This is a genomic window from Legionella sainthelensi (assembly GCF_900637685.1).
GTDB classification, from domain to species: Bacteria; Pseudomonadota; Gammaproteobacteria; order Legionellales; family Legionellaceae; genus Legionella; species Legionella sainthelensi.
The window spans coordinates 3,536,717-3,561,975 of record NZ_LR134388.1; the positions used below are offsets into that span (position 1 = coordinate 3,536,717).

Here is a 25,259-nt window from a genome sequence, read left to right on the forward strand (position 1 = left end):
TCATACTTTTACGGCCCAAAATAATGAAAAAAATTATTCTTGCTACAAGTAACGCGGGTAAAATTAAAGAGTTAAATAGTTTATTAGATCCTATTGAATGTATTCCTCAAACCACTTTAGGAATTTCAGATGCCGTAGAAAACGGCTTAAGCTTTATAGAAAATGCTCTAATCAAGGCACGTCATGCCAGTTTGCATGCAAACGAACCTGCTTTAGCTGATGATTCAGGTTTAGTGGTACCCGCTTTAAATGGAGCTCCGGGCATTTACTCTGCTCGTTATGCCGGAAACCAGGCAACTGATGCTGAAAACATCAATCTTTTATTAGAAAACATGGTTCATCTAACCAATGAGCAACGAGAAGCATGGTTTTATTGTGCCATTGCTTTAGTCCAGCATGCAAAAGATCCCACACCAATCATCGCAACTGGGATTTGTAAAGGATTTATTCATGATATCCCAACTGGTGGCGGTGGTTTTGGCTATGATCCCATATTTTATCTTCCTGAATATCAATGCACGATGGCACAATTACCTGCTAAACTTAAAAATAATATCAGTCATCGTGCACAAGCTTTAAAACAACTACGTAACTCTATTCAAAATTTATAATGAACACGTGTCTGTTCAGAAGATATATTTGAATCTTGATAAAAGGTTGATTAAGCTCAGATTCGTGAAAATAATACGGAGAATAGGAACAAAAGAGCTCCGAAAATTATTTTCATACAAGATGTGCGCAAACAAACCTTTCGATGAGTGGGGCGTGAACATACATGAATATAGAAGCACTTTTTGCGCAAGCATATAAATTTCAATATGAAGGACAACTGCCTCAAGCCATTAGCCTTTATGAGCAAATATTAACCCAAGAGCCAAACCATTTTAATAGCCTGCATTTTTTAGGGCTTATTTACGCTCAATTAGGTGATATGGATAACGCGATTCTCTACTTATTACACGCTCTTTCAATCAAACCAAATGATGTCAGTTTGCTCAATAATCTAGCGAATGCCTATAAAAAAACACATCAACTGGACAAGGCTATTGAATATTATCAACGTGCAATACAACTCGACCCCCGGTATGCGCAAGCACACAATAATCTGGCAACGGTTTACGCAACACAAAATAATTATTCAAAAGCATTATTTCATTATACCAAAGCAGTTCATGCCGAGCCCGACTTTAGTGCCGCACATTTTAATTTAGGCTTATTATTACTCCAAAATAATCAATTAGAAGCAGCAAAAACTCAATTCAATAATGTTATCTCTTTAAATCCGTTACACACAGAAGCTCTTTTTATTTAGGTGTCCTGCATTTAGAAAAAAACTCGCTGTCTGAAGCTGAAAATGCTTTTCTAAACGTTTTGAAACAAGATGATAAACAAATAGAAGCCCTTTCGAATTTAGGAGTCATCGCATTAAAAAGACAACAAAATCAATTAGCCGTTGATTTTTTCAGTAAAGCATTAGCTTTAGATAATGACAACACCGAAGCGCGTAATAATCTGGCGGCAACATTCATGCATCACGACCGTTTTGAAAATGCTCTCATGCATTATGATGTGTTACTGCAGAAAGATCCTGATAATCTGGAATATTTATACAATTCAGGCGTAGCCCAGATGGCCTTAGGACATTTGAATGAAGCAATTCTTCATTTTGAGCATATTACTCGATTAGAAAGTACGCATACGTCCACTTTAAATAATTTGGCAGCAATTTATATTAAAATGGAACAAAAAGAAAAAGCACGAGAATATTTAGAGCGCGCTTTGGAAATTAATCCTAAAGATACAATCAGCGCTCATATGCTCCATGCCATTAACGGGGATACACAAGCACAAACTACCCCTGAATATGCCCATAACTTATTTAATAATTACGCGCTATATTATGATCAACATATGAAAGGCACCCTGCATTACTCAATACCCCAACACATTGCGCGTATAGTCCATCAGTTGGAGTTACCCATCAATATTCATACCTTAGACCTCGGATGCGGAACCGGGTTAACCGGTATTGTTCTGCGCGAAGTAAGCAAATATTTAGTTGGTGTCGATATTGCAGCAAAAATGTTGGCTCAAGCAAAAGAAAAACAAATTTATGATAATTTATTCGAGGCAGAAATAAATCAATTTCTTCTTCAAAACAAAAACTCCTATGATTTGATTGTGGCTGCTGACGTTCTTCCCTATTTTGGCGAACTTGAGAGCTTATTTCATTCCATCCATTTACACCTAAGACGTCCGGGTTATTTTATTTTTACTGCCGAAATAAGCACATCAACTCCTTGGCACCTCGAAACAAGCGCTCGCTTTAGCCATCATCCGGATTATATTAGTCAGTTAGCTCAGCAACATGACTTTCAGTTACTGAAACTGGAAAAAATTCCAGCGCGAAAACAAAATAATCAGCTTCTTGAAGTGATGCTATATGTTTTAAAAACCGTTACTTGGCTTCATTGAACAATTTGCCGGCTATTCATCTTTTCAATGTCTTTTAGTGACAAAAAAGACACACACCGTGATTAATACGGTATCAAAAATTATGAATTATTTGCACAATAATAAAAATGCTGTAACTAATTTAAAAACTGGCCGCATGAATGAATATCAAATAAAATGGTATGTTTTTATGGGAATTTTCTTATTGTTTTTAGGGCGCTGCTTAGACTTCGTCACGGTAAATTTTACCCTTATCACGCATAAATCTGATGCCATTTTAGTGGCTATTCCAATATACGTTATTTTATTAGCTTTTTTTGTAGGAAAACCTATTGGGCGCCTAGGATTGTTGCATATCTCCTTATTTGGCGTGGTCTTAACCTGTTTTTCGGTATTTTTACAAATATTCTATTTCAATAATATGTCCATCACTCAGATAGCATTTTCATTTATCTGTCTTAGCTGTATGTGGAGCTTAGGAAGCACTTTGTCCGTCATCGTCAATAATTTTGAGCAAGCACGAGTAAGTTTGCTTTAATATCACCAAATTTATGTACATAATTTAATCATTGCTTTATAATAAAAGCTACTCTTTATTGCCGAGGTTGTATGAATACTCGCAATCTTGCTCGCTTTCTGTGTATAGACGATGCTGTAACCACTAAAGTGGATGACATTTTGGATACTACATTAGCAAATGTATATGTAAAAGATAAAAAGGACTCTATTTGGACTGTAACCATAACATGTCCTCTGCTATTAAAATGCAAATAGATGATGTGAAAGGAAAAATAGACACCGACTTGATGTGGAAGGAGCAAGGCCCCTTACTTATGAGAAATGATGCACAGATTATCGAACAAAATAAAGTCAAAACATTCATAGAACCAGTCCAACTCGATACTGGTCCACTCTACTACCTAAGCCGTAAAGCACCCTTACGCTCCCGAGATGGAAAGCTCATAGGGATTGTAGGAATCTCTTTTCAAATTGATAGTGATATGTCATTGCTTACTGCGTTACAAGAGACTATCCCATTTATGACGCAAAATCCTATTGAAAATGTACCATTACCTATTCGAAACGTAAACAATCAACTTACTGCAAAACAAATTGATTGCCTTTATCATTTGGTAAAAGGGCTTACAATAAAACAAATAGGTCAAAAATTAAACCTATCACCTAGAACAGTCGAAGATCATCTTAATGCTGCTAAAAATAAACTCCATTGTCATAACCGCGCAGAATTAATCGCAGCTGCACTACAGATACCTCTTATTCGAAACCAATTGTAACAAAAGAACGAAATGTATGGTTAAAAAGTCAAAAACAACAGATGGAGCTGATCTGTTGTTTTCAAAAAAATGTTGGTTGTGGTGTTTGGAAATAGTTGAATTGTGCCTCCTTAACCTATACTCATCATTAGCCCCATGTCTAACGGTTCCTGAACGTCGCTGTGTTCCTCTTGATTAAGCAATGATGACATTGGTTGTTGTGTTCGAATTTCCTGTAAGCGTTCTTTCATTAAATGTGTTGCAGTAATTGATTTCAAAGTTTCTGGCAAAGCAACACGCTTTTCCGCTTGTATTGTTGCTTCACTTTTATATCCCTTTATTCCTAGAGTGAGGAAATTTATAAGAATATTTAAAATTTTTTCGCCAATTTTTTTTACATGCGGTTCTTGATTGACATGTAATAAGTTATCTGTGACTGTTTGATTAATTTTTTTACACGAATCTTCCAAATCAAGTTTTGCTTGCCGCAAATATGCATCGTAGATATCCCTACTCTCCTCCTTAAAGGATGCAAATTTATCTAGATATGTTTGACATTTACCTATCTGTCTTTCTATAACGGTCTTTGCCTCTTGCAAACGAATTATATTATTAGCCAATTGATCATCAATTGAATTAATTGAGCCGAAATCAATTAATTGACGTAGAATTGCAACTTTTTTAGTTTCTAGGCGTGAATCTTTTAGATCATCTTCTCTATTAATACCAATTTCATCTGGTATTGTACCCTGAAGAATTTCATTACCAGACTTTAAAATTGAATACTCACATTCTTGCTTACTACCATCTATTTTCTTCAAATTTAAATAGATATTGTTAGGTTCCATAATTGTTTCATCGGTTTTAGGATAAATAGTATAACCAAGCCTTGCATACAATTCAGCGTGGTAATTTTTTACTGTTTGCAATGCTTCATTTAAGGAATCTTTAAGGCTAGTTATTTTTTTCGTGATTTCCTCTTCTGATAATTTTTCTGGTTCCTGCCCTAAAATAAGTTCTTTAGTTAAAAAAGGACAATGTTTATTCATCTGACAGCTTACTTTTTCATTATAAGTCTTGTTTAGGTTGAACGTACTTTGCTTCTTCTCTTCCTCACTCAATTCTTTACTATTATTAATCGCTTCCTTTTTAGCGCTTAATCCAGTAGCAACAACTTGTCCATATAGCGACCCTACTGCTTGCAGGAGAGGATTTATCATTTGTCGAGGATCTTCATTAGGACAGATATTGTGCAATATTGGATAATTGTAGCCTAGTGCTGTTTTGGCTTCATCACTTAAATCCGTCATGTCTTTATTGAACAAAGGTGCTATTGTTTCACGCACAATATTATTCAGATGTGTTTCGATATTATTTGACTCATGCTTTGGTCATATGCCTCAGCAATTGCTTCTGCAGTAAATATCTTCATCTCATCGAAAAGACGGGATAAATGTCCCATACCTTGCACTTGAGATTCCGAGATTCGCCTCTCTACATAGAGATCACCTAAATAGACATTAAGCGCCTCTGAGAATTGTTTAACAAATAAGTTCATGATACATCACCTTTAACTTTATTGATCAAATTAAACCACAAAGATTAAAATAAATACAATTGATTGTATTCATACTTCATATCAATCTTATTGATAAAGAAGATTCTGTGTGCGTAAAAAGTGATGAATAAGTAGGATTTATTTGTGAATCTCTTTTTTAGAAATGATTTCACTGTTCAACGAACAGACTGAAACCCCACTCATTTAATCTCATTTTCTTGCGTAACTGAAAAAAATATGAGCATCCATATAAAAACTGTGCCTATAATTCAAAAATGTGGAAAAAATATGAACTATCACTTAAAAGGGAACCCTTGATAGATGAACCATAGTTTACCTTTAGTTACAACTCTGGTAACGGCTCTTGGTTTAGCTTTGGTAATGGGACTCATTGCCATAAAACTTAAACTTCCAGCATTAGTAGGATATTTATTAGCGGGTATCATAATTGGTCCATTCACTCCAGGATTTGTAGCAAATCCTCACATCGCAAAGGACTTGCTGAAATAGGCATAATCCTATTAATGTTTGGCGTTGGTCTTCACTTTTCTTTAGATAACTTGCTTGAAACCCGAAAAATTGCACTACCTGGAGCAGTACTACAGATTATTGTGGCAACCGTTCTTGGGGCAGGAGTTGCTATTTGCTGGGGCTGGAATTTCATAAGTTCAATCGTTTTTGGCCTTGCCCTATCTGTTGCAAGTACCGTGGTATTAATACGAGCGTTGGAAGATCAAAAAATCATACATTCTATTAATGGGCAAATTGCGGTTGGATGGTTAATTGTTGAAGATATTGCCATGATTATTGTACTTTTATTTTTACCCCTTATGGCGTATTGGCTAGATAACAGCGTTACAGGAAACGAAAGTAATAATTTATGGCTCATTTTAGGAGGTGCTCTATTTAAAATTTCATCATTTATTGTTGTCATGCTCCTGATTGGCCGCTGGATTCTCCCTAAATTGCTTTGGCAAATTGCACGCACAGGATCAAGAGAACTCTTTACTTTATGTGTCGTAGCCGCTGCGGTTAGTATTGCTTTTGGAGCATCAAAGTTATTTCGGATCTCGTTATCTCTGGGTGCATTTTTTTCAGGAATGATTATCCAAGAATCAAAATTTAGTCGCCGCGCTGCAGAAGAATCTCTTCCCCTGCGAGATGCTTTTGCCGTTTTATTTTTTGTGTCGGTAGGAATGTTATTTAATCCATATATTTTTATTGATCAGCCACTGCGGGTGCTTATTATAGTAAGCATTATTATTGTTGGAAAATCTCTTTCCGCAATGTTATTGGTATTAGTTTTTCGCTATCCCTTAAATACCGCCGTAACAGTTGCGGCAAGCTTAGCCCAAATCGGAGAGTTTTCATTTATTCTTTCTGCCTATGGGGTACAATTAAATTTATTATCTTTAGAAGGACAAGATCTAATTCTTGCCGGTGCTTTAATCTCTATTGCTCTCAACCCTTTCTTATTTAAAATGATCAAACCACTGCAAACCTGGATATGCGCTAAGTCTCCCTGGGCTCGTAGTTTTGAACATGCTGAAGATCCTTTAATGGAGCTATCACTCACCGAAGATGACAAATATCTATCAGGCCATGTGGTCCTGGTTGGATATAATCAGCTTGGAAAGCTGATTGGAACAATATTAACCAATCACAAGATACATTATGTAGTCATAGATCAAAATCGTGAGCTTATAGAACAATTGCGAGTTCATAAAATAGCTGCCGTACTTGGAAACAGTACGGATCCTTCGGTGCTAATTCAAGCCCATATCGCTCAAGCAGGAATGCTTATTGTGACGACCTTTGATGTTTTTGATATTAGGCAGACGTTAAAGGAAGCTCAACAATTAACCCCCCTAATTGAACTAGTCATTCGAGCACAAAATGAAGAAGAAAAAACTTTGTTAAATCAAGAAATTAAAGGAACATTTTTTTCAGTGAAGTGGAGTTAGCCCAAAGTATTAGCCAACATGTATTAGATCGATATGGAATACATGAATTAAAAATTGATTGATACTCTTGCCAATCCCAATGCGTTTGGTTTCCATTTCCGCCAGTTTATTAATCCGCACAAAATTGGGGATCCAACCACTCGTTAGAACCGCTCAGCCTGAGGAAGAGCAAAATGCTCCTCCTTGAAGACCCAATTCTGGACTTTGAGATCTCCTAAGCCCGAACGTTACATTAAGAAACTATACCCTGGAATACATTCAATTAAGGTTACGATTATGATTTAAAAGGGCAGCTCCAATGTCGCATCCAACCGTTTCATTTGTGCCCTAAATAACCGTTTTATTTGCTCTAAATAATTTTCATCATCTGCTTCAAAACGAGCAACAAGACAAGGAGTGGTATTCGATGCACGTAACAATCCCCATCCATTTTCAAATTCAACACGTAGGCCATCGATAGAAATAATGCGTGCTTTTGAAAAATCTGCTATTCCACTAAATCGTTCCATAAACTGAAACTTCTCTTCATCAGCAATAGCAATCTTTAATTCCGGAGTATTGACACTATTAGGGATTGATGCAAACTGTTCGCTCACCCTCATGTCTGACGCACTTATAATCTCCAACAAACGGCAAGCACTATATAACGCGTCATCAAATCCATACCAGCGATCTTTAAAGAACAAATGGCCACTCATCTCACCTGCTAGAACAGCTTGCTCTTTTTTCATCACATGCTTGACTATAGAATGACCCGTAGGGCACATTTTAGGTACGCCACCTGCTTCTTTGATTACCGATTCTAAATGACTGGAGCATTTTACATCGAAAACTATCGTAGCTCCTGGATGTCTATTTAACAATTCGCGTGAATAAAGCATCATGAGACGATCAGGCCAGATCATTTCTCCTTGATTGGTCACTAAACCCAATCGATCCGCATCGCCATCAAATGCCAAGCCTAAATCTGCATGGTGACTTGCCACCGCTGCTTTTAAATCTTTTAAATTTGCCTCAATGGTAGGATCTGGATGATGATTAGGAAAACGTCCATCAACATCGCAATATAAACCAATAACATCACATCCTAATTCACGAAGCACTTGCGGAATTATCGGACCGGCAACCCCATTTCCACAGTCAACCACAACTTTTAATGGGCGTTTAATTTTTATATCATTCATTATTCGTTGTTTATAGGCAGGTAGAATATCAAACGCACTCTCGTTACCATGCCCAAAAACGCGTTCACCCTTCGCCACTAAACGATACAAAATATCGATGTCTTCTTGCATTAGGGTTTTTCCGGATAAAACCATTTTAATGCCATTATAATTAGCTGGATTATGGCTACCCGTAACCATCAAACCACAATCAATTCCTTGGGTATACACAGCAAAATACATCACTGGTGTAGCAACTTCACCCAAATCTAATACGTCAATACCACTATCCAGTAACCCTTGTTTCAAGGCCGAAGCCATAGCTAAACTGGTAAGACGTCCATCACGTGCCAAGAAAATTTGTTGTTTTTTTAAATCATGTAAATGATAGGCTATTGCCAATCCAATACTATAAAAAGAATCTTCATCCAATTCTTCTCCGATGATGCCTCTAATATCATAAGCACGAAAAACAGAACGAGAAATTTGCTTTTGTTGATAGTTCATCTTAATGCCTCCCTGAGCTTCCAAATCCACCTTCACCTCTAGCACTTTCAATAAATTCATCTACAATTTCAAAAGCAGCCTGCACGACAGGAACAAACACTAATTGTGCAATACGCTCCCCTGGATTTATTGTAAAATGTTCAACACCTCTATTCCAACAAGAAATCTTGAGTTCACCTTGATAGTCTGAATCAATTAATCCCACCAAATTTCCTAAAACAATACCATTTTTATGACCTAGGCCTGAACGAGGTAAAATAACGGCCGCAAGCTTAGGATCGGCAATATAAATCGATATTCCGGTAGGCAGTAATATTGTTTCTTGAGGGGCAATTTGGATAGGTTCGTTAATACAAACCCGTAAATCCAAACCTGCCGAACCATGAGTTGCATAAGCAGGTAAAGGAATAGTATCACCTATTCTTGAATCAAGAATCTTTAATTGAATAGCCTGTGTCATGATTTTTCCCATTAGTTTTAGTGCGTCTCATTTTGCAGAGTTGTAGCAAGGATTGCAATAATTTGACCTGCTAACCGTGTTTTATGAGTTAACGGTAATTCGATTTGTTTGCTTTTTGTGATCACAGTAACTTGATTCACGTCAGTATCAAATCCAACTCCTTTTCCGACTGAATTAGCTACTATCATATCCAATTTTTTACGTTGTAATTTTTCTGTAGCATAGGATATAACATTTGTAGTCTCAGCAGCAAATCCAACGACATAAGATGCTTTAGCTGAATCAGCAACTTGACTTAGAATATCAGGATTTTTCACCAGTTTAAGCATTAATTCATCCTGATTTTTTTCTTGATTTTTTCAAGCGCAGGCGACTCCACCCCATAATCAGCAACAGCGGCTGTTCCTATAAATATTCCCCTCTCCGGCATTTCCTGCATTACTGCATTCAGCATTTCTTGAGCAGATTCAACCTTGATCTGTTTAATGGCAGTGGAAACATTTAATGTGCTTGGCCCACTAATTAAAGTAACCTGTGCACCAGCCATTGCTGCTGCTTCAGCCATAGCATGGCCCATTTTACCAGAACTATAATTACTTATATAACGAACTGGATCTATAGATTCCCGAGTAGGACCTGCAGTGACTACTACTTTTTTACCGAGCAGCAGTCGATGCACCTCGTGCAGACGTATGGCATTGATAATTTGCTCTGCCTCACTGACCCGCCCCAGACCATACTCGCCACAAGCCTGAGAACCTTCTTCTGGCCCAACAAAAATAACCCCTCGCTCTTGCAAGATCTTACAATTTGCCTGTGTCGCTGGATGAGCCCACATGCTACGATTCATCGCAGGACAAACGATAATAGGAGTTTCTGTAACAAGACATAAAGTAGAAAGTAAATCATCTGCGATGCCTTGTGTTATTTTAGCAAGACAATTTGCCGAAGCAGGGGCTATCACCAGGCAATCAGCCCAACGTGCTAATTCAATATGTCCCATCGCACGCTCGGCTTGTGCATCAAATAAATCAGTACGCACATCGTTACCCGATAATGCTTGCATCAATAAGGGACTTACAAATTCCTGTGCTGAGCGTGTCATTACCACTTTAACATCAGCACCCACTCGAGTTAGTTCTCTAACAAGAAAAGCAGACTTATATGCACCCACGCCACCACAAACCCCAAGAAGAATTTTTTTACCAATAAAATCTTGCATAACAAACCTTTTTTGATAAGAATAGCACCGATCAAAGCATAAACTTCGCAATAAAGGAATAGAAAATGACTGGTGTCCAAACATCGCAGTTTGATCTGCGCGAAAAACTACTTACTTATGGCCCACAAAGCCTTTCAGATATAGAATTACTGGCTGTTTTTATCAATTCAGACAATAAAACAAATTCTTGCATGCAGTTAGCTTGTGACCTTCTCATTCATTTAGGTGATTTACGTGCCATTCTTAATGCAGACACACAAAGCTTCAAACAGGTACAAGGGTTAGGAGAAGTTCAGTATGTCCAACTACAAGCAGTTAAAGAAATATGCCGACGAAGTGATTTTATTCAGATCCAAAAGGAAACTCAAATTACTAACAGCAAACAAACATATGCCTATTTAAAAAAACGTTTACGTGATTATAAAAATGAAACTTTTGTTGCCTTGTTTCTTGATAATCAACATCGTATCATTGCTTATGATGAACTTTTTTCCGGCACCATTAATACCGCAACGATTCACCCAAGACCAATCATAGAACGTGTTCTTAGACTTAATGCAGCAGCATTAATACTTGCTCATAATCACCCATCCGGTGTATCTGATCCTAGCCCTCAAGATATAGCAGTGACAGAGCGAATGCGTGAAGCTTTAGAACTAGTTGATGTGCGATTGTTAGATCATATCATTATTGGAGATAATGAAGTTTACTCCATCATTGCGGAAGCCAAATGGATTTGTCATGAACAATTAACGCTTTATCACTGAAAAGATAGATATAATGAACCGGAAATTTTGAATAAACCTGCTCTTGCTATTTTATGATCAAAAATTTTATACTTCGGGCAATTAATATAACCAATGAGTTGACTGTAATGCCTTTTTCCACAAAATTAATCGCAGATTACGTTGAAATGATTAACGGCGAATTGGATCATATTCCTGTAGAACAACCAGCGGAATTTAAATTCATTATCGAAGAATTACAAGATATGATCAGCTGGTCTTTCCCCAAGATATTAAGAAACTGTTTTTTTAAAGCTCCTTCAAAACCTGATCTTCCCCATGCAACGAGAGAACAGCTTAATTATATAAGCTACTGTTTGAACACCCCACAAGACTTTGTAAAATCAAGCGCAGATTATGCTGAATATAAAAAATTCTTACCCAGAGAATTACTGCCAAAATAAATGAATTTCAATCTATGAATACAAAGGCAAAATGGGGATATATTGAATTTCAAAAAGAAAGCCACAGCGAGCCACTCCAAAACATACCCATATAAGGTTATGCCTCATCACGCTTAGGAACGGGTACGCAATAACGCACCCATTCTTAAGCTCTTAAAAAATCAAATGCAATGACGTTCGCTATTTCTGATTTTCCAAGGGCTAAAGCCAAGAGCCTATCTATACCTAAAGCCACGCCACTGCACGAGGGTAACCCATGCTCCAAAGCGTTTAAAAGATATTGATCTACCTCAGCAGTACGAAGACCTTTTTCATTCCTTAGGTGTTGATCCAAAGCAAAACGCTTTCTCTGTGCAGTAGCATCCGTTAACTCATGAAAACCATTCGCTAACTCCACCCCTTGATAATAAACCTCAAAGCGTTCCGCAACTCCATTATTAATTTTAGCTAAGGCGGCTTGTGAGATCGGAAAATCATATACAGCAACAGGAACACTCTCCTTAGCTAAAAAAGGCTCCACTACATGGCTCATCAGTAAAAATAAATACTGATCTTTATCTTCTTCATTCGCAGACAGTACTTTGTCTAAATTAAAATAGGCTAATACTTGGCGAAGTTCATCCACTGTCGCACAAAAAGGATCAATAGTACATGCCTCTAGAAAAGCGTGCTGATAGGTTTTCTTAAGCATAGGTCCAGATTCCAAGATCAGTTGTAAGAATAAATCCATTTCTTCCATCAAAGTATGGTGATCAATATCTAATTGATACCATTCTAATAAAGTAAACTCTGGATTATGCCAACGACCTAATTCATCATCGCGAAATACACGTGCAATTTGAAAAATGGGACCGCTACCTGCTGCAAGCAGACGTTTCATATGGTATTCAGGAGAGGTTTGTAGATAATAGGTTTCACCTCGAAATAGCGCTTCAATATTACTTAAGTAAACGTCTGTTGTACCGTAACGTGCCATTATTGGAGTTTCTACCTCCCAATAACCACGCTCCATGAAAAAATAGCGTATTCTATTTAGTATTTCAGCACGTTGACGTAACAATTCAATGGGTGCGGAGGGGTTCCACATTAGTAAAAAATTCCCAGTTCAAGACGCGCTGCCTCAGTCATCCGTTCTTGGGACCAAGGTGGCTCCCAAACTAATTCAACCGTACAATCACTAACCCCTTCAACTTGATTAACTGCTTGTTCTACAGTTCCTGGAAAAGTTTGCGCAACCGGACATCCAGGAGTAGTTAAAGTCATTTGAATTAAGACATGGGCATTATCGTCTATAGATACATCATAAATTAGGCCCAAGTCATATATATTAACAGGGATTTCTGGATCATAAACACCTCGAAGGGCATTGATAATGGCCTCTTTCAATAACTCAGAATCCTGTTTTTTCTTAAAACCAAACATAAACGTACCTATTTTTGTAGCCTGGATGAAGGCTAATTCGTAACCAGTATCCTAAACGACAGCGTTCACTATTTCTATTCTGTTTTTACCACATTGCTTTCTTTATTTAATGCGGCTTCCAACGTATGCCAAGCCAGAGTAGCGCACTTTACGCGTGCCGGATAAGCCTTAACTCCAGCAAGCACTGTCAATTTATCCATATACTGTAACTGACTTTCTTCATTTTGAGTCAGCATGTGGTGAAAGCGATGAAACATTTCATGAGCTTCTGCTACTGTTTTTCCCTTTAAAGAGTCAGTCATTAAGGAAGCAGAAGCTTGCGATATCGCGCAACCACATCCTAAAAAGCTCAACTCAGCAATCGCATCATTTTCAATCTTGACATAAACGGTTAATTTATCGCCACACAAAGGATTAAAACCATTAGCCTGATGCGTTGCGTCCTGCATTGTATAGTGATGACGAGGATTACGATTATGATCAATAATAATTTCCTGATATAACTCTCGCAATTCAGCACTCATGCAAATACCTCTTTAACTTTATGTAATGCTTGTACGCACGAATCAATTTCATGAATTGTATTATAAAATGATAAAGAAATACGTGAGGTAGCAGCAACATTGTAAAAGTCCATCAATGGCATAGCGCAATGATGGCCGCTACGTAACGCAATTCCTTCACTATCTAGAATAGTGCCTATATCATGAGCATGTATTGTTCCATGCACAAAAGAAACAATGGGAACTTTTTGTCTTGCGGTACCAATAATATTAAATCCACTTATTGATTGAACAGCAGCAGTTGCGTAGTTCAATAACTTGGCTTCATAAGCAGCAATTGCATCTAAATCCAAAGATCCTAAATAATCAATGGCAGCGCCTAAGCCTATAACTCCAGCAATATTAGGGGTGCCTGCTTCAAATTTCTGAGGTAATGGAGCATATTCTGTTGCCTCAAAAGTTACGTAATTGATCATCTCACCCCCTCCTTGATAGGGTGACATGGCATCCAAAATTTCTTCTCTACCCCACAAAATGCCTATACCGGTTGGTCCATACATTTTATGACCTGAAAAGGCATAAAAATCACAGCCTAACTCCTGAACATCTACCGGCAAATGAGCCGTAGCTTGGGCGCCATCTAATAACACCTTTGCACCATACTCATGCGCCATCTCAATCATTTCTTTCACTGGGTTAATCGTACCTAATGCATTAGAAACATAATTGATTGCCACAAGTTTAGTATTTTTATTTAATTTCTTCGCAAATTCATCTAATAAGATTTCACCATCAAGTGAAATAGGCGCTACTTGCAATTTTGCACCTGTTTTTTTGCATACCATTTGCCAAGGGACAATATTCGAATGGTGCTCCATATGCGTAATTAGTATTTCCTCATCAGGTAAAATTCGTGGTGCAACCAAACTTTGAGCAACAAGGTTAATCGCTTCTGTTGTCCCACGTACAAAAATACACTCTCGTGGCGAATAAGCATTAATAAAGCGTTTCACTTTTGAACGTACCGCTTCATAAAGTTCTGTAGCTCTGACACTTAAAGCATGAACACCGCGATGCACGTTGGCATTATCCTGCTCGTAATAACGAGACATAGCCTCAATTACCGCTTTAGGCTTTTGCGTTGTTGCTGCATTATCAAAATAAATTAAATCGAAATCGTTCACTTTTTGATTAAGTATAGGGAAATCTCTACGAATTGCCTCAATATCTAGAGCGTCCATTAGCCTTACCCCAACTGTTTCGTTAATAAATGTCCCATGTAGGTCGCCAACTCGCGATGCGGAACAAGCCGTAAATTATCACTAGCAAAAGCATGGATTAAATAATGCGATGCTTCAAGTCGATCGATGCCGCGGGTTGCTAAATAAAATAATGCTTCTTCATCGAGTTGTCCAACTGTAGCACCATGGGAACATAATACATCATCAGCAAAAATTTCCAACTGCGGCTTAGTATCCACCTCTGCACTTACTGAGAGTAATAGATTTTTATTTTGTTGTTTGGCATCAGTATGTTGCGCATCTTTGGCAACGAACACTTTACCATTGAATACAGCACGCGAGCGTCCTGTTAAAATACCCTTATAATCTTGCTCACTTTTGCAATTAGGCACTAAATGCTGCACCGTTGTGTGATGATCTACGTGTTGTCCATCTGCAGGTGCATAAATACCATTCATCAAGGAGTATGCCTTTTCTTCATGTAAATCCAAACTGATATCGGAGCGTACCCACTGCCCACCTATACTCAATGAATGGTTGGAAAATTCACTACCTTCCAATTGTTTTACTGCTAAATGCCCTACGTGATAAGCAGATTTACTCTCGCGTTGTATCTTATAATGAGTTATTTGAGCATTAGCTCCAACTAAAATTTCGGTCACTGTATTCGTCAAATAGCGACAATCCACTAAGCCTTGATAATCTTCGATTACCGTAGCACGGCTATTTGCCTCAGCAATGATAACATGGCGTAAATAAACCGCTTGATTCATGTGTGTTTGCACATGACTTAAAGCGATAGGTTCATCTAAAATCACGCCCTCTGGGATATAAATCATCATCCCGCAATGAATCATAGCTGTATTCACATAATGAAAGCCATGCTCTTGTCTTAAAATACTGCCCAGATGAGACTTAAGTAATTCAGGATACTGAATGATTGCAACTGATAAGGGAAGAACAATGACTCCCTTGGGCAAACCGCTTATAAGTTGTTCGTCACTGAAATAAGATCCATTTTGGAGTAATATATGTTGGGAGATTGGCAAATCAAAGTTTATTTCATGATGCGAAGACTTCGCTACAAACTCCGAATTATTTACAGGCAGAAAAGATTGGTTTAACAAAGCATCAACACTCGTGTATTTCCAATCCTCATCATGGCGTGTCGGAAAACCACGACGATGTAAATCCCGCAATGCTTTAGTTTGCAACTGAGCAAGCCAAGGCAAAGAGGACAAACTTGTTTTTGCTTGTTGTTGGTAAAATTCCAAAATCTCGCTCATCACTGCACCGTTTCCTCAAGCCAGCTGTACCCTTTTTTCTCTAATTCAAGAGCAAGAGACTTATCTCCTGAAAGAATAATACGCCCATTAACCAGCACATGAATAAAGTCCGGCTCAATATAATCAAGTAAACGTTGGTAATGGGTCACTAAAATAATGGATCGCTGCGGTGATCGCATCGCATTAACACCATGAGAAATAATACGCAATGCATCAATATCCAAACCTGAATCCGTTTCATCAAGAATTGCAAGCTTAGGCTCTAAAGCTGCCATCTGTAAAATTTCATTACGCTTTTTTTCTCCCCCTGAGAATCCTTCATTTATACTACGGTATAAAAAGCTCTCATCCATCTCGAGCAACTGGCATTTTTCACGAATGAACGTTAAAAACTCAATAGCATCAAGCGTATCTTTCCCTTGGCCTTTACGTACTGCATTCACAGATGCTTTAAGAAAGTTAATGTTGGTCACTCCAGGTATTTCCACCGGATATTGAAAAGATAGAAAAACTCCGGCACGTGCTCTTTCTTCTGGAGGCAAAGGATTTAAATCTTGTCCTAAATAGGAAATCTCACCATCAGTGACTTGATAAGAAGGATGACCAGCTAAAACTTTAGACAAGGTACTTTTACCAGAACCATTCGGACCCATAATTGCATGAACTTCGCCAGCATTTACTTGAAGATCAATACCTTTTAAAATGGCTTGTCCATTCACAGAAACATTTAAGTTTTTGATTTTTAACATACTAACCTACTGCCCCTTCTAAACTTAAGCCTAATAATTTAGTTGCTTCCACCGCAAACTCCATAGGCAATTCTTTTAACACCTGCTTACAAAAGCCATTCACAATCATTGACACGGCATCCTCTGTATCAATTCCTCGTTGTTGACAATAAAACAATTGTTCCTCACTGATTTTTGAAGTAGTTGCTTCATGTTCGACTTGCGCCGTTGGATTTTTAACTTCTATGTAAGGGAAAGTGTGCGCCGAACATTCAGACCCCATAAGCATTGAATCACATTGAGTATAATTACGCGCATTAATTGCCGTGGGTGCAATACGCACCAGACCACGATAAGCATTATGTGCTTTGCCTGCACTGATTCCTTTGGAGATAATCGTTGACCGTGTATTTTTACCGATATGAATCATTTTAGTACCGGTATCCGCTTGTTGGTAATTATTAGTCAAAGCAACTGAATAAAACTCACCAACGGAATCATCACCTTGTAAAATTACGCTTGGATATTTCCAGGTAATTGCTGAGCCGGTTTCTATTTGTGTCCAAGAAATTTTAGAGCGTTTGCCACGACACGCCCCTCGTTTAGTCACAAAATTATAAATACCGCCTTTACCCTCTTTATCGCCAGGGTACCAGTTTTGCACGGTTGAATATTTAATTTGAGCTCCATCCAATGCAACCAACTCGACAACAGCAGCATGCAATTGATTTTCATCCCGCATGGGTGCAGTACATCCCTCAAGATAGGATACATAACTGTCAACATCTGCAACAATTAATGTGCGCTCAAACTGCCCCGTAGAGGCCGCATTAATTCGAAAATAAGTAGACAATTCCATAGGACAACGTACTCCTTTTGGAATGTAAACAAAAGAGCCGTCACTGAAAACAGCCGAATTTAGAGCAGCATAAAAATTATCTCGATAAGAAACAACTGAGCCTAAATATTGCATTAACAAGTCAGGGTATTCATGCACTGCTTCAGAAATTGGGCAAAAAATCACCCCTTTTTCAGCTAATTTTGCTTTAAAGGTGGTCGCTACAGAAACGCTATCAAAAACAGCATCTACAGCCACACCAGCAAGCATTTCTTGCTCTCTTAAGGGAATACCAAGTTTTTCATAAGTTCTTAATAATTCAGGATCAACTTCATCGAGACTTTTTGGCGCATCTTTTTTCTGCTTGGGCGCTGAATAATAAGAGATACTCGTAAAATCTACCGGCGGGTAATGCACGCTAGACCATTGAGGGGCAGACATAGTTAACCAATGTCGGTAGGCTTTTAAACGCCACTCAAGTAAAAATTCAGGCTCACCTTTCACTGCTGATAATCGCCGAATAACCTCTTCGTCTAATCCAGGCGCAAAAGTATCTACCTCAATGTCGGTCGTAAAACCATGTTGATATTCTCTATCGAGCAGAGAATTAATTTGCTCACTGCTTTTAGCCACGATTAACTCCACTTGCTAATTGTCGAACCCGCTCCACATCACGTGCAAGCAAAGTGGGTTTAGCTAATGTAGCTAAACTCACACTATCCAAAGCTGTTTCAATTGCTTGGCTAATTAATCGCCAATTACCCTGAATAGTACAAACATCTTGTAATGAACAGCCATTAGGGTGCGCACTGCACTCTGTGAAGCCACGATGTTCTTCCAATGCAAAAATTATTTGCGACACAGAAATTTCAGTAGCAGGATGTCGCAATTGGTATCCTCCAGTTACTCCCCGCACCGAGGTTAACAACCCTGCACTGGTCAAACGTTTTAAAATTTTACTTACCGTAGGTACAGTCAAATGAGTGTGTAAAGCAATATCACGAGCATTGCATAATTCTTGCGTGTGCCTCGCGAGATACACCATCACTACTGTTCCATAATCGGCCAATTTGCTGATGCGCAGCATAACACCTCAAAATCGAATAATCTAGTACTAATTAAGTCTTAATTAACGTGAACTCAACATAAAATCCCAAAATACCTTTCATATATCGCTCAACGAACGTTATCCGGTAAAGCCTCACCAGCGAAAGCGAAGAAGCATCGCATTTATCCGCATCCAATTCTCAATCAATCAACTCGATATGAAAAATCACTTTATTTTTTTGCCGAACTTACATTAATTAAAGATAAAACTCAGATTTATTAATTTATCCCATACTATAAATATAGTACTAAAACGGTTCTATATCTAACGAACATGCATAGTACCTTATTGTTAAGGAGTGATGCAAATAAAATATAAGCAAACTGTCATTTTGGACTGATTATAAATCTTAGCCTACTTGAACTATAGGTAGTACATAACGTATTATCTTCTTTATTAGGTTAAGAATATTTGCACTTTGACTTCATGGAACAAAGATTCATTAGGAGCAAGACCATGACAGCTGAGCATTATCCAGTCTCGCTCGTCAACAATCGCCTCGACTCGGGAACTTCGCTTATCCCGCAGGGGTACTATCGGTCTAAATTATTTATCGCTCCTTTTTCTACTAATGCTCTGGTTGCTGCGGCAGGCCCTCTTTTATCCTTATTGGAAAGACTTTGTTTAAGTCCTTCATTGCCCCCTATTGAGAATATTAGAGATAACATTGAGCACGAACTGCTTGCATTTCAAAGCAAAATGGATGCGTCCAAGTACCCTATGGATTTCATTATCATTGCTCATTATTTAATGACCGCAACCATAGATGAACTCATCGGTAAAAACTACATGCGTGTCTATCAAATAAATGCCGAATTCAAGGCCTTTACACCACTAACCAATGATGGCACTCAACCTCAATATCGTTTTTTTGAAATTCTTAATTACATTAAAGAGCGCCCGAACCAATATCTGGATCTGATTGAATTGGTATATTTTTTTCTCATTGTAGGTTTTGAAGGACATTATCATCTTAAAGCTGATGGACGACAAGCTTTAGACAACTACATTGATGATCTCTATCAGATAATACAGCAAAATCGTTTTCACCAACCTCGCCGCTTATTTAATGAAAATCCATTGCCTAAAACTATCAAAAAAAGTTACAAGACCGTTATAATCACCTTGGTTACTGCGGTAACTTTAGTGGTCTTTGCTTTTTTTACTAGCCAATATTTATTGGAAAATAAAGCAAAATCAGTTTTATTTGGTCACTCACAACTCGCTCTTCTGGAGAGCTAATGGACAACTCTTTACGCGCACTGTGTGATGCTATAAAAAAAATACTTTCCCAATTAAAACCCCAAAGCCATCCGCTCTCTTTTATAGTAGTTACGGGAAAAAATGCACAAGGAAAGTCGGCATTATTAAAACAAAGTAACATGGAGGAAATATCCGTCTTTAGCGAACAACATGCAAAAGTCTATTTTAATCAGCAAGGAATCATGATTGAGTTAGGTGAAAATTGGTTAACGAACAGCAAAAACCTCCTACTCAATACACTAAAACAATTAAATCGTTGTAATTCATATCTGAAAATTACAGGCATAGTGTTGTGTATTGATGTAAATGACCTACTCATTGCCGATCCCACCCAATTTGCGGAACAAAAGAAAGCACACCTGCAGTTGTTAGAACGATTTGGTATTAATTTGGGTTATCCTGTTGAGTTTGCGCTCATATTTACAAAAATGGATACATTAGCCGGTTTTACTGAGTTTTATCAATCGGAACATACAACCGATTTAGCAAAACCGCTCGGGTTTTCTCTGGATTGCATGAATGAACCCAAGAAAAAGAAAGAAGCTTACGCATTACAATTTAATCAACTGATTGAACAACTAAATCAACAAGTCATTCATAAGATGCATCCTGCTCGCTCCACGATGAGACGTAGTTTAATTCGTGAGTTTCCATTGCAAGTGGCTAGCCTATGTACCCCGATTCATGCATTAATTCACGGAATTTCAACAAAGCTGTTTAATTTACATTCAATTTATTTTACAAGTGCTGAACAAGGCGGCATCAGTATTGATCGCCTCAACAAGAAAATTCAGCACGAATATGCATTAGCAGTTCAAGATACTTTCCCTCAAGCAACTAATTTCAGAGCCTATTTTGTTGAGGGTGCCCTAAAAACAATCCAAGAACATTGCAGTCAAATTCCACAGCTACGAAAGTTTTCACAAAAAACCATTATTTCAGCAACAGCGAGTATTGCGGGAATTGCCCTGCTGATTTTAAGTTACAATTATTATAAAACAGCGCACCTACTGGATGAAGCAAGCAAAGAATTACTTGCCTATGATGTACTCAGTAATCAACAGGACAAACAAAAACAGGCTCTTTATCATTTATCGAATGCTGCGCAAACAATGAGCCATATTCCAAGTAACTCGTTATCACTACCAACGGTGCATCAACTAAAAAATAATTTGCAAAACAGCTCCGACAACCGCCTCTACGGTGATTTTTTATCTTCGCTAACGAATGAGCTCGAAGAAGTTATTAACAATCCAAGTAATACACCAATTATTCGCTATAATGCGTTGAAAATTTACTTAATGCTTAGCCAACCAGAGCATTTTTCAACAATACAAGTACATGATTGGTTTGCTTCACATTGGAAAGATCAATCAGAAATCACCTTAAAAAAACATCTGACTCTGTTAAAACGACTCTTAAATAAACCACCAAAAAATATCATAGTCAAACAGCAAGTCATTACCGATGCACGCAACTATCTTAATGCTTTACCTACAAGTTATCTGTATTACTCTATTGCTAAAGAATCTTTCCCTACAACGAAACAACAAATCTCAATTAATGGATTTGTTTTAGCTACAAATGAATTGCCTGTTTATTTTACTCGAACAGGTTTTGATGATGTGATACAAAAAATTCCTGAGATTAACCATACATTGCAAAAAGAAAATTGGGTGCTCGCACGAAACGATTTAGGCCAATTACAAGATATGCTAATTCAAGCTTATTGCTTCGATTATGTCACCTGGTGGCAAACCTTTATGCGTAAATCGCAACCGTTTCATTATCAAGATTATCAAGCTGGGCGCCAAGTTGTTAAAAATTTAGAGCAATCCCATGCATTAAGTAAAATAATAGGCTTAATCCAACAAGAAACTAAGGCAGATTTGACAAATAACTCCTCGCCTTTTAATCAGTTTATCGCCAGCCAATTTACTGATTTAAACTTAATGAGCCATTCCAGCACTCAAGAACTTAGCCTAAAAATCGTTGATTTAGAGCGCTTTATTTCTACTTTATCCATGATAAATGATAATGGAAAAACTGCATTTAATATCACGAGAACGCGGTTCGCTAGTGACAATGCATCAGATCCAGTAAGCCAACTCTATAATCAGGCAAAACTTTTACCTGCCCCCTTAAGTATTTGGTCAAAACAATTAGCTGGGGATGCCTGGAGTATTTTAATCAAAGACAGTCGCCAATACATTAACGAACAATGGCAACAAACTGTCTTTCGAGACTTCCAAAGTACCATTGCACAACGTTATCCGTTTGATTCATCACAAAAGGAAGAAATATCGATTCATGACTTTAATCGCTTCTTCTCCACTCATGGAACATTAAATACATTTACTGAAAACTATGTAAAACCCTTCTTAGATATTTCGAGTGCAGAATGGAAACCAAAAGCAATTAACGATACCTTATTACCGATCACCTCAGAAACATTAGATGCACTGATACGCGCAAATATTATCACTAATATGTTTTTCCCAGATCGTGGTGAAGAAAGCAAAATTAATTTCAGCTTGCAAAAAATCAGCCTTGATCCTGTAGTTGCAAACCTGGAATTACAAATTGGTCAAACTAAATTATCAGATAATCAAGGCAGTGACTCGATGACTCACTTTACCTGGCCCCAAGCCAATGCAAAACTTGCTCTCGACTCTATTGAAGGGAACCATTATGAACTCGCTGAACAAGGAGTATGGGCTTTATTCAAGCTTCTAGAAAAGGTAAATGTCCTTATTGATGAACAAGACAGTTCCAATTTACAAATTCTTTTTGAAGTGAACAGCAATTCGGGGCGCTATTTATTAAAAACAAATAATCAGGTGAATCCCTTCACGCCCGGCATTTTAAATGGCTTTAATTTGGAAGAATATATTGTTTAATTGTTGGGATGTAACGAACCAGGTGCAATTTGTTACTCCTTGGCCTCTCGTTTTTGGAAGACTAGGTTTTAGAGCTCGTCTCCTGCAACAGTGAGTGCCTACTAAAATTACCCCATACAACACCCCAAAATAATTTTTATTTCTACCTCCGAAAGTAAAAAACGAATAATTTCCTAAAAAATAGTATATTTTTAAAACACAAAGAGACAGATTCCCTCTGCTTCATATATACTAAGAATCCTTAAATAAAAAAGGTTATTTCTATGCGTACGTTTATTTCGTATTTACTTATTGCATTATTAAGTTTTGGATTACTGGTTCACGAAGCATCTGCTAAACGCTTTGGTGGAGGGAGAAGCTTTGGTGTGCAACGCTCTCAAAGCAGTCTCTTTTCAACCAATAAAACACAAAAATCGAGCGTTATCGGGCAAAGTACTAAAAACCCGAGTAGATGGGGTGGTTTATTAAGTGGGTTATTAATCGGGGGCCTATTAACCAGTTTATTTATGGGACATGGCATTACCAGCGGTATTTTGTCTTGGTTAATTTTAGGGGCAGTTGTTTTCTTTGTCGTTGGATTCTTTCGCAGAAAAATGCAACCTGGTTTTCAAACAGGCCAATCTAGCCCTTTTAATCAAAATCCTTTAAATAATTTTACTCAATCCTTTAGCAATAGTTCTATGGGAGGCAACAATAATGCTTCCGAATATCCTATTGGCTTTGTTCCTGAAACTTTTTTGCGTGAAGCTAAAGTAACCTTTAATCGTTTACAAGCCGCTTACGATCATAAAAATCTTCAAGATTTGAGTGAATTTACCGCACCCGAAGTATTTGCAGAAATTAAAATGCAATTAGATGAGCGAGGCGATGCGCCTAATAAAACAGAAGTGATTGCTTTGGACGCCGAATTACTGGATGTTTCAAAACAATCTAATTCATTGATCGCAAGTGTCCGCTTTACAGGCTCTATTAAAGAAAATGATGAACAACTAAGCCCGCTTGATGAAATCTGGCATTTTCGCCAATTTCCCAACAGTCCTCAATGGGTTGTTGGAGGCGTTCAACAGGAAGTGTTCCAACCTTAATAGAGTCCGTTATCTGAAAATAAAACTCTGGGGATTATTCGTTAATCCCCACTTTAATCAAAGACACATACTTGGCTTGAAGCATTAGTAATCCACTTTACGTGACCTATTGATAAACTCAATGTCTTCTTGAAGATCTTCTGTTAACTCTGCTTTAGAATTTTTATACCTGTCTTGATTTTGAGAAAAAAATAAAATTCCTAAGTCCTTTAATTTTAATTGTTGCTGCAATGATACGTAATGCACATAAGAAAAATTTTCAATCAAATAAACATCCCCATGCCTATGATGTTCCGTTCTAATTTCGAATCCAGGAAAAAGTTTTTCTATGTGTGCATTAAACTTATGAATTTCTTCAAGTGCTTGCACCCGGATTTTAGGATCCATGCTGTCACTATGATAGAGTGAGGCTATATTGGTTTTATACGCAATAAATGTAGTGCACGGACTAGTCCAAAAGTGGGTCATCCCAAACCGCTTTGGATCACTGGGAATTGGATGAAACCGATTAAGCATATCCACCATTCTCTTAACATAGATCCCAAAAACCTCTTCACTATTGATAATTACGGCACGATATTGGCCTGGAGTTTTGAGGGAATCGACTACTTCTACTTTAGCTGATGCCGGTAACACTTTTTTCAGATGCTCCACCATTTGTTGTGCATCATGCTCACTCAACGCAGGTGATACAATGCCAAGTTGCTTTTGCCCATAGACACCGAACCTGTTTCGACATTCAAATTGCAATTGGCTATTCGTGCTCTTGTTATATAGTGTTTGGAAAAATGTTCTTATCTTATCTTCATTCTTAAGAAATACTTCATACACTTTGACAGGATTAAGAATTATGGCACGAAATTGATTTCTTATATTTCTAGATGCAACCACACCCACTTCAGCTAATGGTAGAGACATTTTAATACGCTTAGCCACTTGCTCTGCGTCATTTTTACTCAAAGTAGATGAAACAATTTGAAGCGCATCGCCTCTTTCTTGGTTCCTGGATTCAAATAGCAAGGGATCCTTAAAGTGGTTGGTATAGTAGGTTTGAAAAAATAGTCTTATATCTTCTGGATTCATATTAATTACTC

The 25,259-nt window shown here is 37.7% G+C and carries 23 protein-coding genes and 2 pseudogenes; 11 read left to right on the forward strand and 14 right to left on the reverse strand.

The window, feature by feature from the left end:
- Positions 1 to 23 precede the first annotated feature (23 nt).
- The 4 genes and pseudogenes from rdgB to EL220_RS15575 all read left to right on the forward strand — a co-directional run bounded on the left by rdgB (position 24) and on the right by EL220_RS15575 (position 3,749).
- Positions 24 to 611, forward strand: coding sequence for an RdgB/HAM1 family non-canonical purine NTP pyrophosphatase (gene rdgB / locus EL220_RS15560; RefSeq protein WP_027271302.1), 588 nt, complete (start codon positions 24 to 26; stop codon positions 609 to 611).
- A gap of 164 nt (positions 612 to 775) precedes the next feature.
- Positions 776 to 2,475 (forward strand): annotated as a pseudogene (locus tag EL220_RS15565) (tetratricopeptide repeat protein).
- A gap of 37 nt (positions 2,476 to 2,512) precedes the next feature.
- A complete protein-coding gene (locus tag EL220_RS15570) occupies positions 2,513 to 2,992 on the forward strand; it encodes a hypothetical protein (protein ID WP_232002497.1) in 480 nt (159 codons plus the stop codon).
- Positions 2,993 to 3,182: 190 nt separating this feature from the next.
- Entirely contained in the window at positions 3,183 to 3,749 is a 567-nt protein-coding gene (locus EL220_RS15575; protein ID WP_232002498.1) for a helix-turn-helix transcriptional regulator, read from the forward strand.
- Between the two features lie 110 nt (positions 3,750 to 3,859).
- On the opposite strand, the gene EL220_RS15580 is transcribed toward EL220_RS15575, so the two are convergent.
- Both EL220_RS15580 and EL220_RS15585 read right to left on the reverse strand, forming a co-directional pair.
- Entirely contained in the window at positions 3,860 to 5,038 is a 1,179-nt protein-coding gene (locus EL220_RS15580; RefSeq protein ID WP_128130937.1) for a hypothetical protein, read from the reverse strand.
- Positions 5,039 to 5,082: 44 nt separating this feature from the next.
- Positions 5,083 to 5,286: a hypothetical protein gene (locus EL220_RS15585; RefSeq protein ID WP_027271307.1), complete on the reverse strand. Its 204-nt coding sequence runs from the start codon at positions 5,284 to 5,286 to the stop codon at positions 5,083 to 5,085.
- Between the two features lie 321 nt (positions 5,287 to 5,607).
- Here EL220_RS15585 and EL220_RS19815 point away from each other — a divergent pair, with 321 nt between their 5' ends.
- The gene (locus tag EL220_RS19815; RefSeq protein WP_027271308.1) at positions 5,608 to 5,796 is read left to right on the forward strand and encodes a cation:proton antiporter; all 189 of its coding nucleotides are present in this window, start codon (positions 5,608 to 5,610) and stop codon (positions 5,794 to 5,796) included.
- A gap of 14 nt (positions 5,797 to 5,810) precedes the next feature.
- On the forward strand, positions 5,811 to 7,250 hold the full coding sequence (locus EL220_RS19705; RefSeq protein ID WP_027271309.1) for a cation:proton antiporter: 1,440 nt from the start codon (positions 5,811 to 5,813) through the stop codon (positions 7,248 to 7,250).
- A 281-nt stretch (positions 7,251 to 7,531) separates the two neighbouring features.
- Here the strand turns inward: EL220_RS19705 and EL220_RS15595 are convergent, their stop codons facing one another.
- The 3 genes and pseudogenes from EL220_RS15595 to coaBC all read right to left on the reverse strand — a co-directional run bounded on the left by EL220_RS15595 (position 7,532) and on the right by coaBC (position 10,602).
- Positions 7,532 to 8,920 carry a phosphomannomutase/phosphoglucomutase gene (locus EL220_RS15595; protein WP_027271310.1) on the reverse strand — a complete coding sequence of 463 codons (1,389 nt, stop codon included), beginning with the start codon at positions 8,918 to 8,920 and terminating at the stop codon, positions 7,532 to 7,534.
- Position 8,921: 1 nt separating this feature from the next.
- A complete protein-coding gene (gene dut / locus EL220_RS15600; RefSeq protein ID WP_027271311.1) occupies positions 8,922 to 9,380 on the reverse strand; it encodes a dUTP diphosphatase in 459 nt (152 codons plus the stop codon).
- Positions 9,381 to 9,397: 17 nt separating this feature from the next.
- Positions 9,398 to 10,602, reverse strand: a pseudogene (coaBC, locus tag EL220_RS15605) (bifunctional phosphopantothenoylcysteine decarboxylase/phosphopantothenate--cysteine ligase CoaBC).
- Between the two features lie 65 nt (positions 10,603 to 10,667).
- Here coaBC and radC point away from each other — a divergent pair.
- Positions 10,668 to 11,369, forward strand: a complete 702-nt coding sequence (gene radC, locus EL220_RS15610) for a RadC family protein (RefSeq protein ID WP_027271313.1) — start codon at positions 10,668 to 10,670, stop codon at positions 11,367 to 11,369.
- 107 nt (positions 11,370 to 11,476) lie between these two features.
- On the forward strand, positions 11,477 to 11,791 hold the full coding sequence (locus EL220_RS15615) for a hypothetical protein (RefSeq protein WP_232002499.1): 315 nt from the start codon (positions 11,477 to 11,479) through the stop codon (positions 11,789 to 11,791).
- Positions 11,792 to 11,936: 145 nt separating this feature from the next.
- Here EL220_RS15615 and epmA read toward each other — a convergent pair whose 3' ends face one another.
- The 8 genes from epmA to EL220_RS15655 all read right to left on the reverse strand — a co-directional run bounded on the left by epmA (position 11,937) and on the right by EL220_RS15655 (position 18,896).
- Complete coding sequence (epmA, locus tag EL220_RS15620) at positions 11,937 to 12,878, reverse strand: elongation factor P--(R)-beta-lysine ligase (RefSeq protein ID WP_027271315.1); 942 nt, start codon at positions 12,876 to 12,878, stop codon at positions 11,937 to 11,939.
- On the reverse strand, positions 12,878 to 13,213 hold the full coding sequence (locus EL220_RS15625) for an SUF system Fe-S cluster assembly protein (protein WP_003634662.1): 336 nt from the start codon (positions 13,211 to 13,213) through the stop codon (positions 12,878 to 12,880). Before EL220_RS15625 ends, epmA begins: the two co-directional genes overlap by 1 nt.
- Before the next feature lie 74 nt (positions 13,214 to 13,287).
- Positions 13,288 to 13,737 carry a Fe-S cluster assembly sulfur transfer protein SufU gene (gene sufU / locus EL220_RS15630; RefSeq protein WP_027271316.1) on the reverse strand — a complete coding sequence of 150 codons (450 nt, stop codon included), beginning with the start codon at positions 13,735 to 13,737 and terminating at the stop codon, positions 13,288 to 13,290.
- Complete coding sequence (locus EL220_RS15635; RefSeq protein WP_027271317.1) at positions 13,734 to 14,957, reverse strand: cysteine desulfurase; 1,224 nt, start codon at positions 14,955 to 14,957, stop codon at positions 13,734 to 13,736. The genes sufU and EL220_RS15635 overlap by 4 nt, the downstream gene beginning before the upstream one ends.
- A 5-nt stretch (positions 14,958 to 14,962) precedes the next feature.
- Entirely contained in the window at positions 14,963 to 16,243 is a 1,281-nt protein-coding gene (gene sufD / locus EL220_RS15640) for a Fe-S cluster assembly protein SufD (RefSeq protein WP_027271318.1), read from the reverse strand.
- Positions 16,243 to 16,992 carry a Fe-S cluster assembly ATPase SufC gene (gene sufC / locus EL220_RS15645; RefSeq protein WP_027271319.1) on the reverse strand — a complete coding sequence of 250 codons (750 nt, stop codon included), beginning with the start codon at positions 16,990 to 16,992 and terminating at the stop codon, positions 16,243 to 16,245. Before sufC ends, sufD begins: the two co-directional genes overlap by 1 nt.
- Position 16,993: 1 nt before the next feature.
- Complete coding sequence (sufB, locus tag EL220_RS15650) at positions 16,994 to 18,442, reverse strand: Fe-S cluster assembly protein SufB (protein ID WP_027271320.1); 1,449 nt, start codon at positions 18,440 to 18,442, stop codon at positions 16,994 to 16,996.
- Positions 18,435 to 18,896, reverse strand: coding sequence for an SUF system Fe-S cluster assembly regulator (locus tag EL220_RS15655; protein WP_027271321.1), 462 nt, complete (start codon positions 18,894 to 18,896; stop codon positions 18,435 to 18,437). The genes sufB and EL220_RS15655 overlap by 8 nt, the downstream gene beginning before the upstream one ends.
- 477 nt (positions 18,897 to 19,373) lie before the next feature.
- On the opposite strand from EL220_RS15655, the gene icmH reads away from it, so the two are divergent.
- The 3 genes from icmH to EL220_RS15670 all read left to right on the forward strand — a co-directional run bounded on the left by icmH (position 19,374) and on the right by EL220_RS15670 (position 24,165).
- Positions 19,374 to 20,159 carry a type IVB secretion system protein IcmH/DotU gene (icmH, locus tag EL220_RS15660; protein ID WP_027271322.1) on the forward strand — a complete coding sequence of 262 codons (786 nt, stop codon included), beginning with the start codon at positions 19,374 to 19,376 and terminating at the stop codon, positions 20,157 to 20,159.
- Positions 20,159 to 23,080: a type IVB secretion system protein IcmF gene (gene icmF, locus EL220_RS15665; protein WP_027271323.1), complete on the forward strand. Its 2,922-nt coding sequence runs from the start codon at positions 20,159 to 20,161 to the stop codon at positions 23,078 to 23,080. Before icmH ends, icmF begins: the two co-directional genes overlap by 1 nt.
- A gap of 263 nt (positions 23,081 to 23,343) precedes the next feature.
- Positions 23,344 to 24,165 (forward strand): Tim44 domain-containing protein, encoded by an 822-nt coding sequence (locus EL220_RS15670; protein WP_027271324.1) that lies wholly within the window; start codon positions 23,344 to 23,346, stop codon positions 24,163 to 24,165.
- Between the two features lie 84 nt (positions 24,166 to 24,249).
- Here EL220_RS15670 and EL220_RS15675 read toward each other — a convergent pair whose 3' ends face one another.
- A complete protein-coding gene (locus tag EL220_RS15675) occupies positions 24,250 to 25,248 on the reverse strand; it encodes a hypothetical protein (protein WP_232002500.1) in 999 nt (332 codons plus the stop codon).
- Positions 25,249 to 25,259 lie beyond the last annotated feature (11 nt).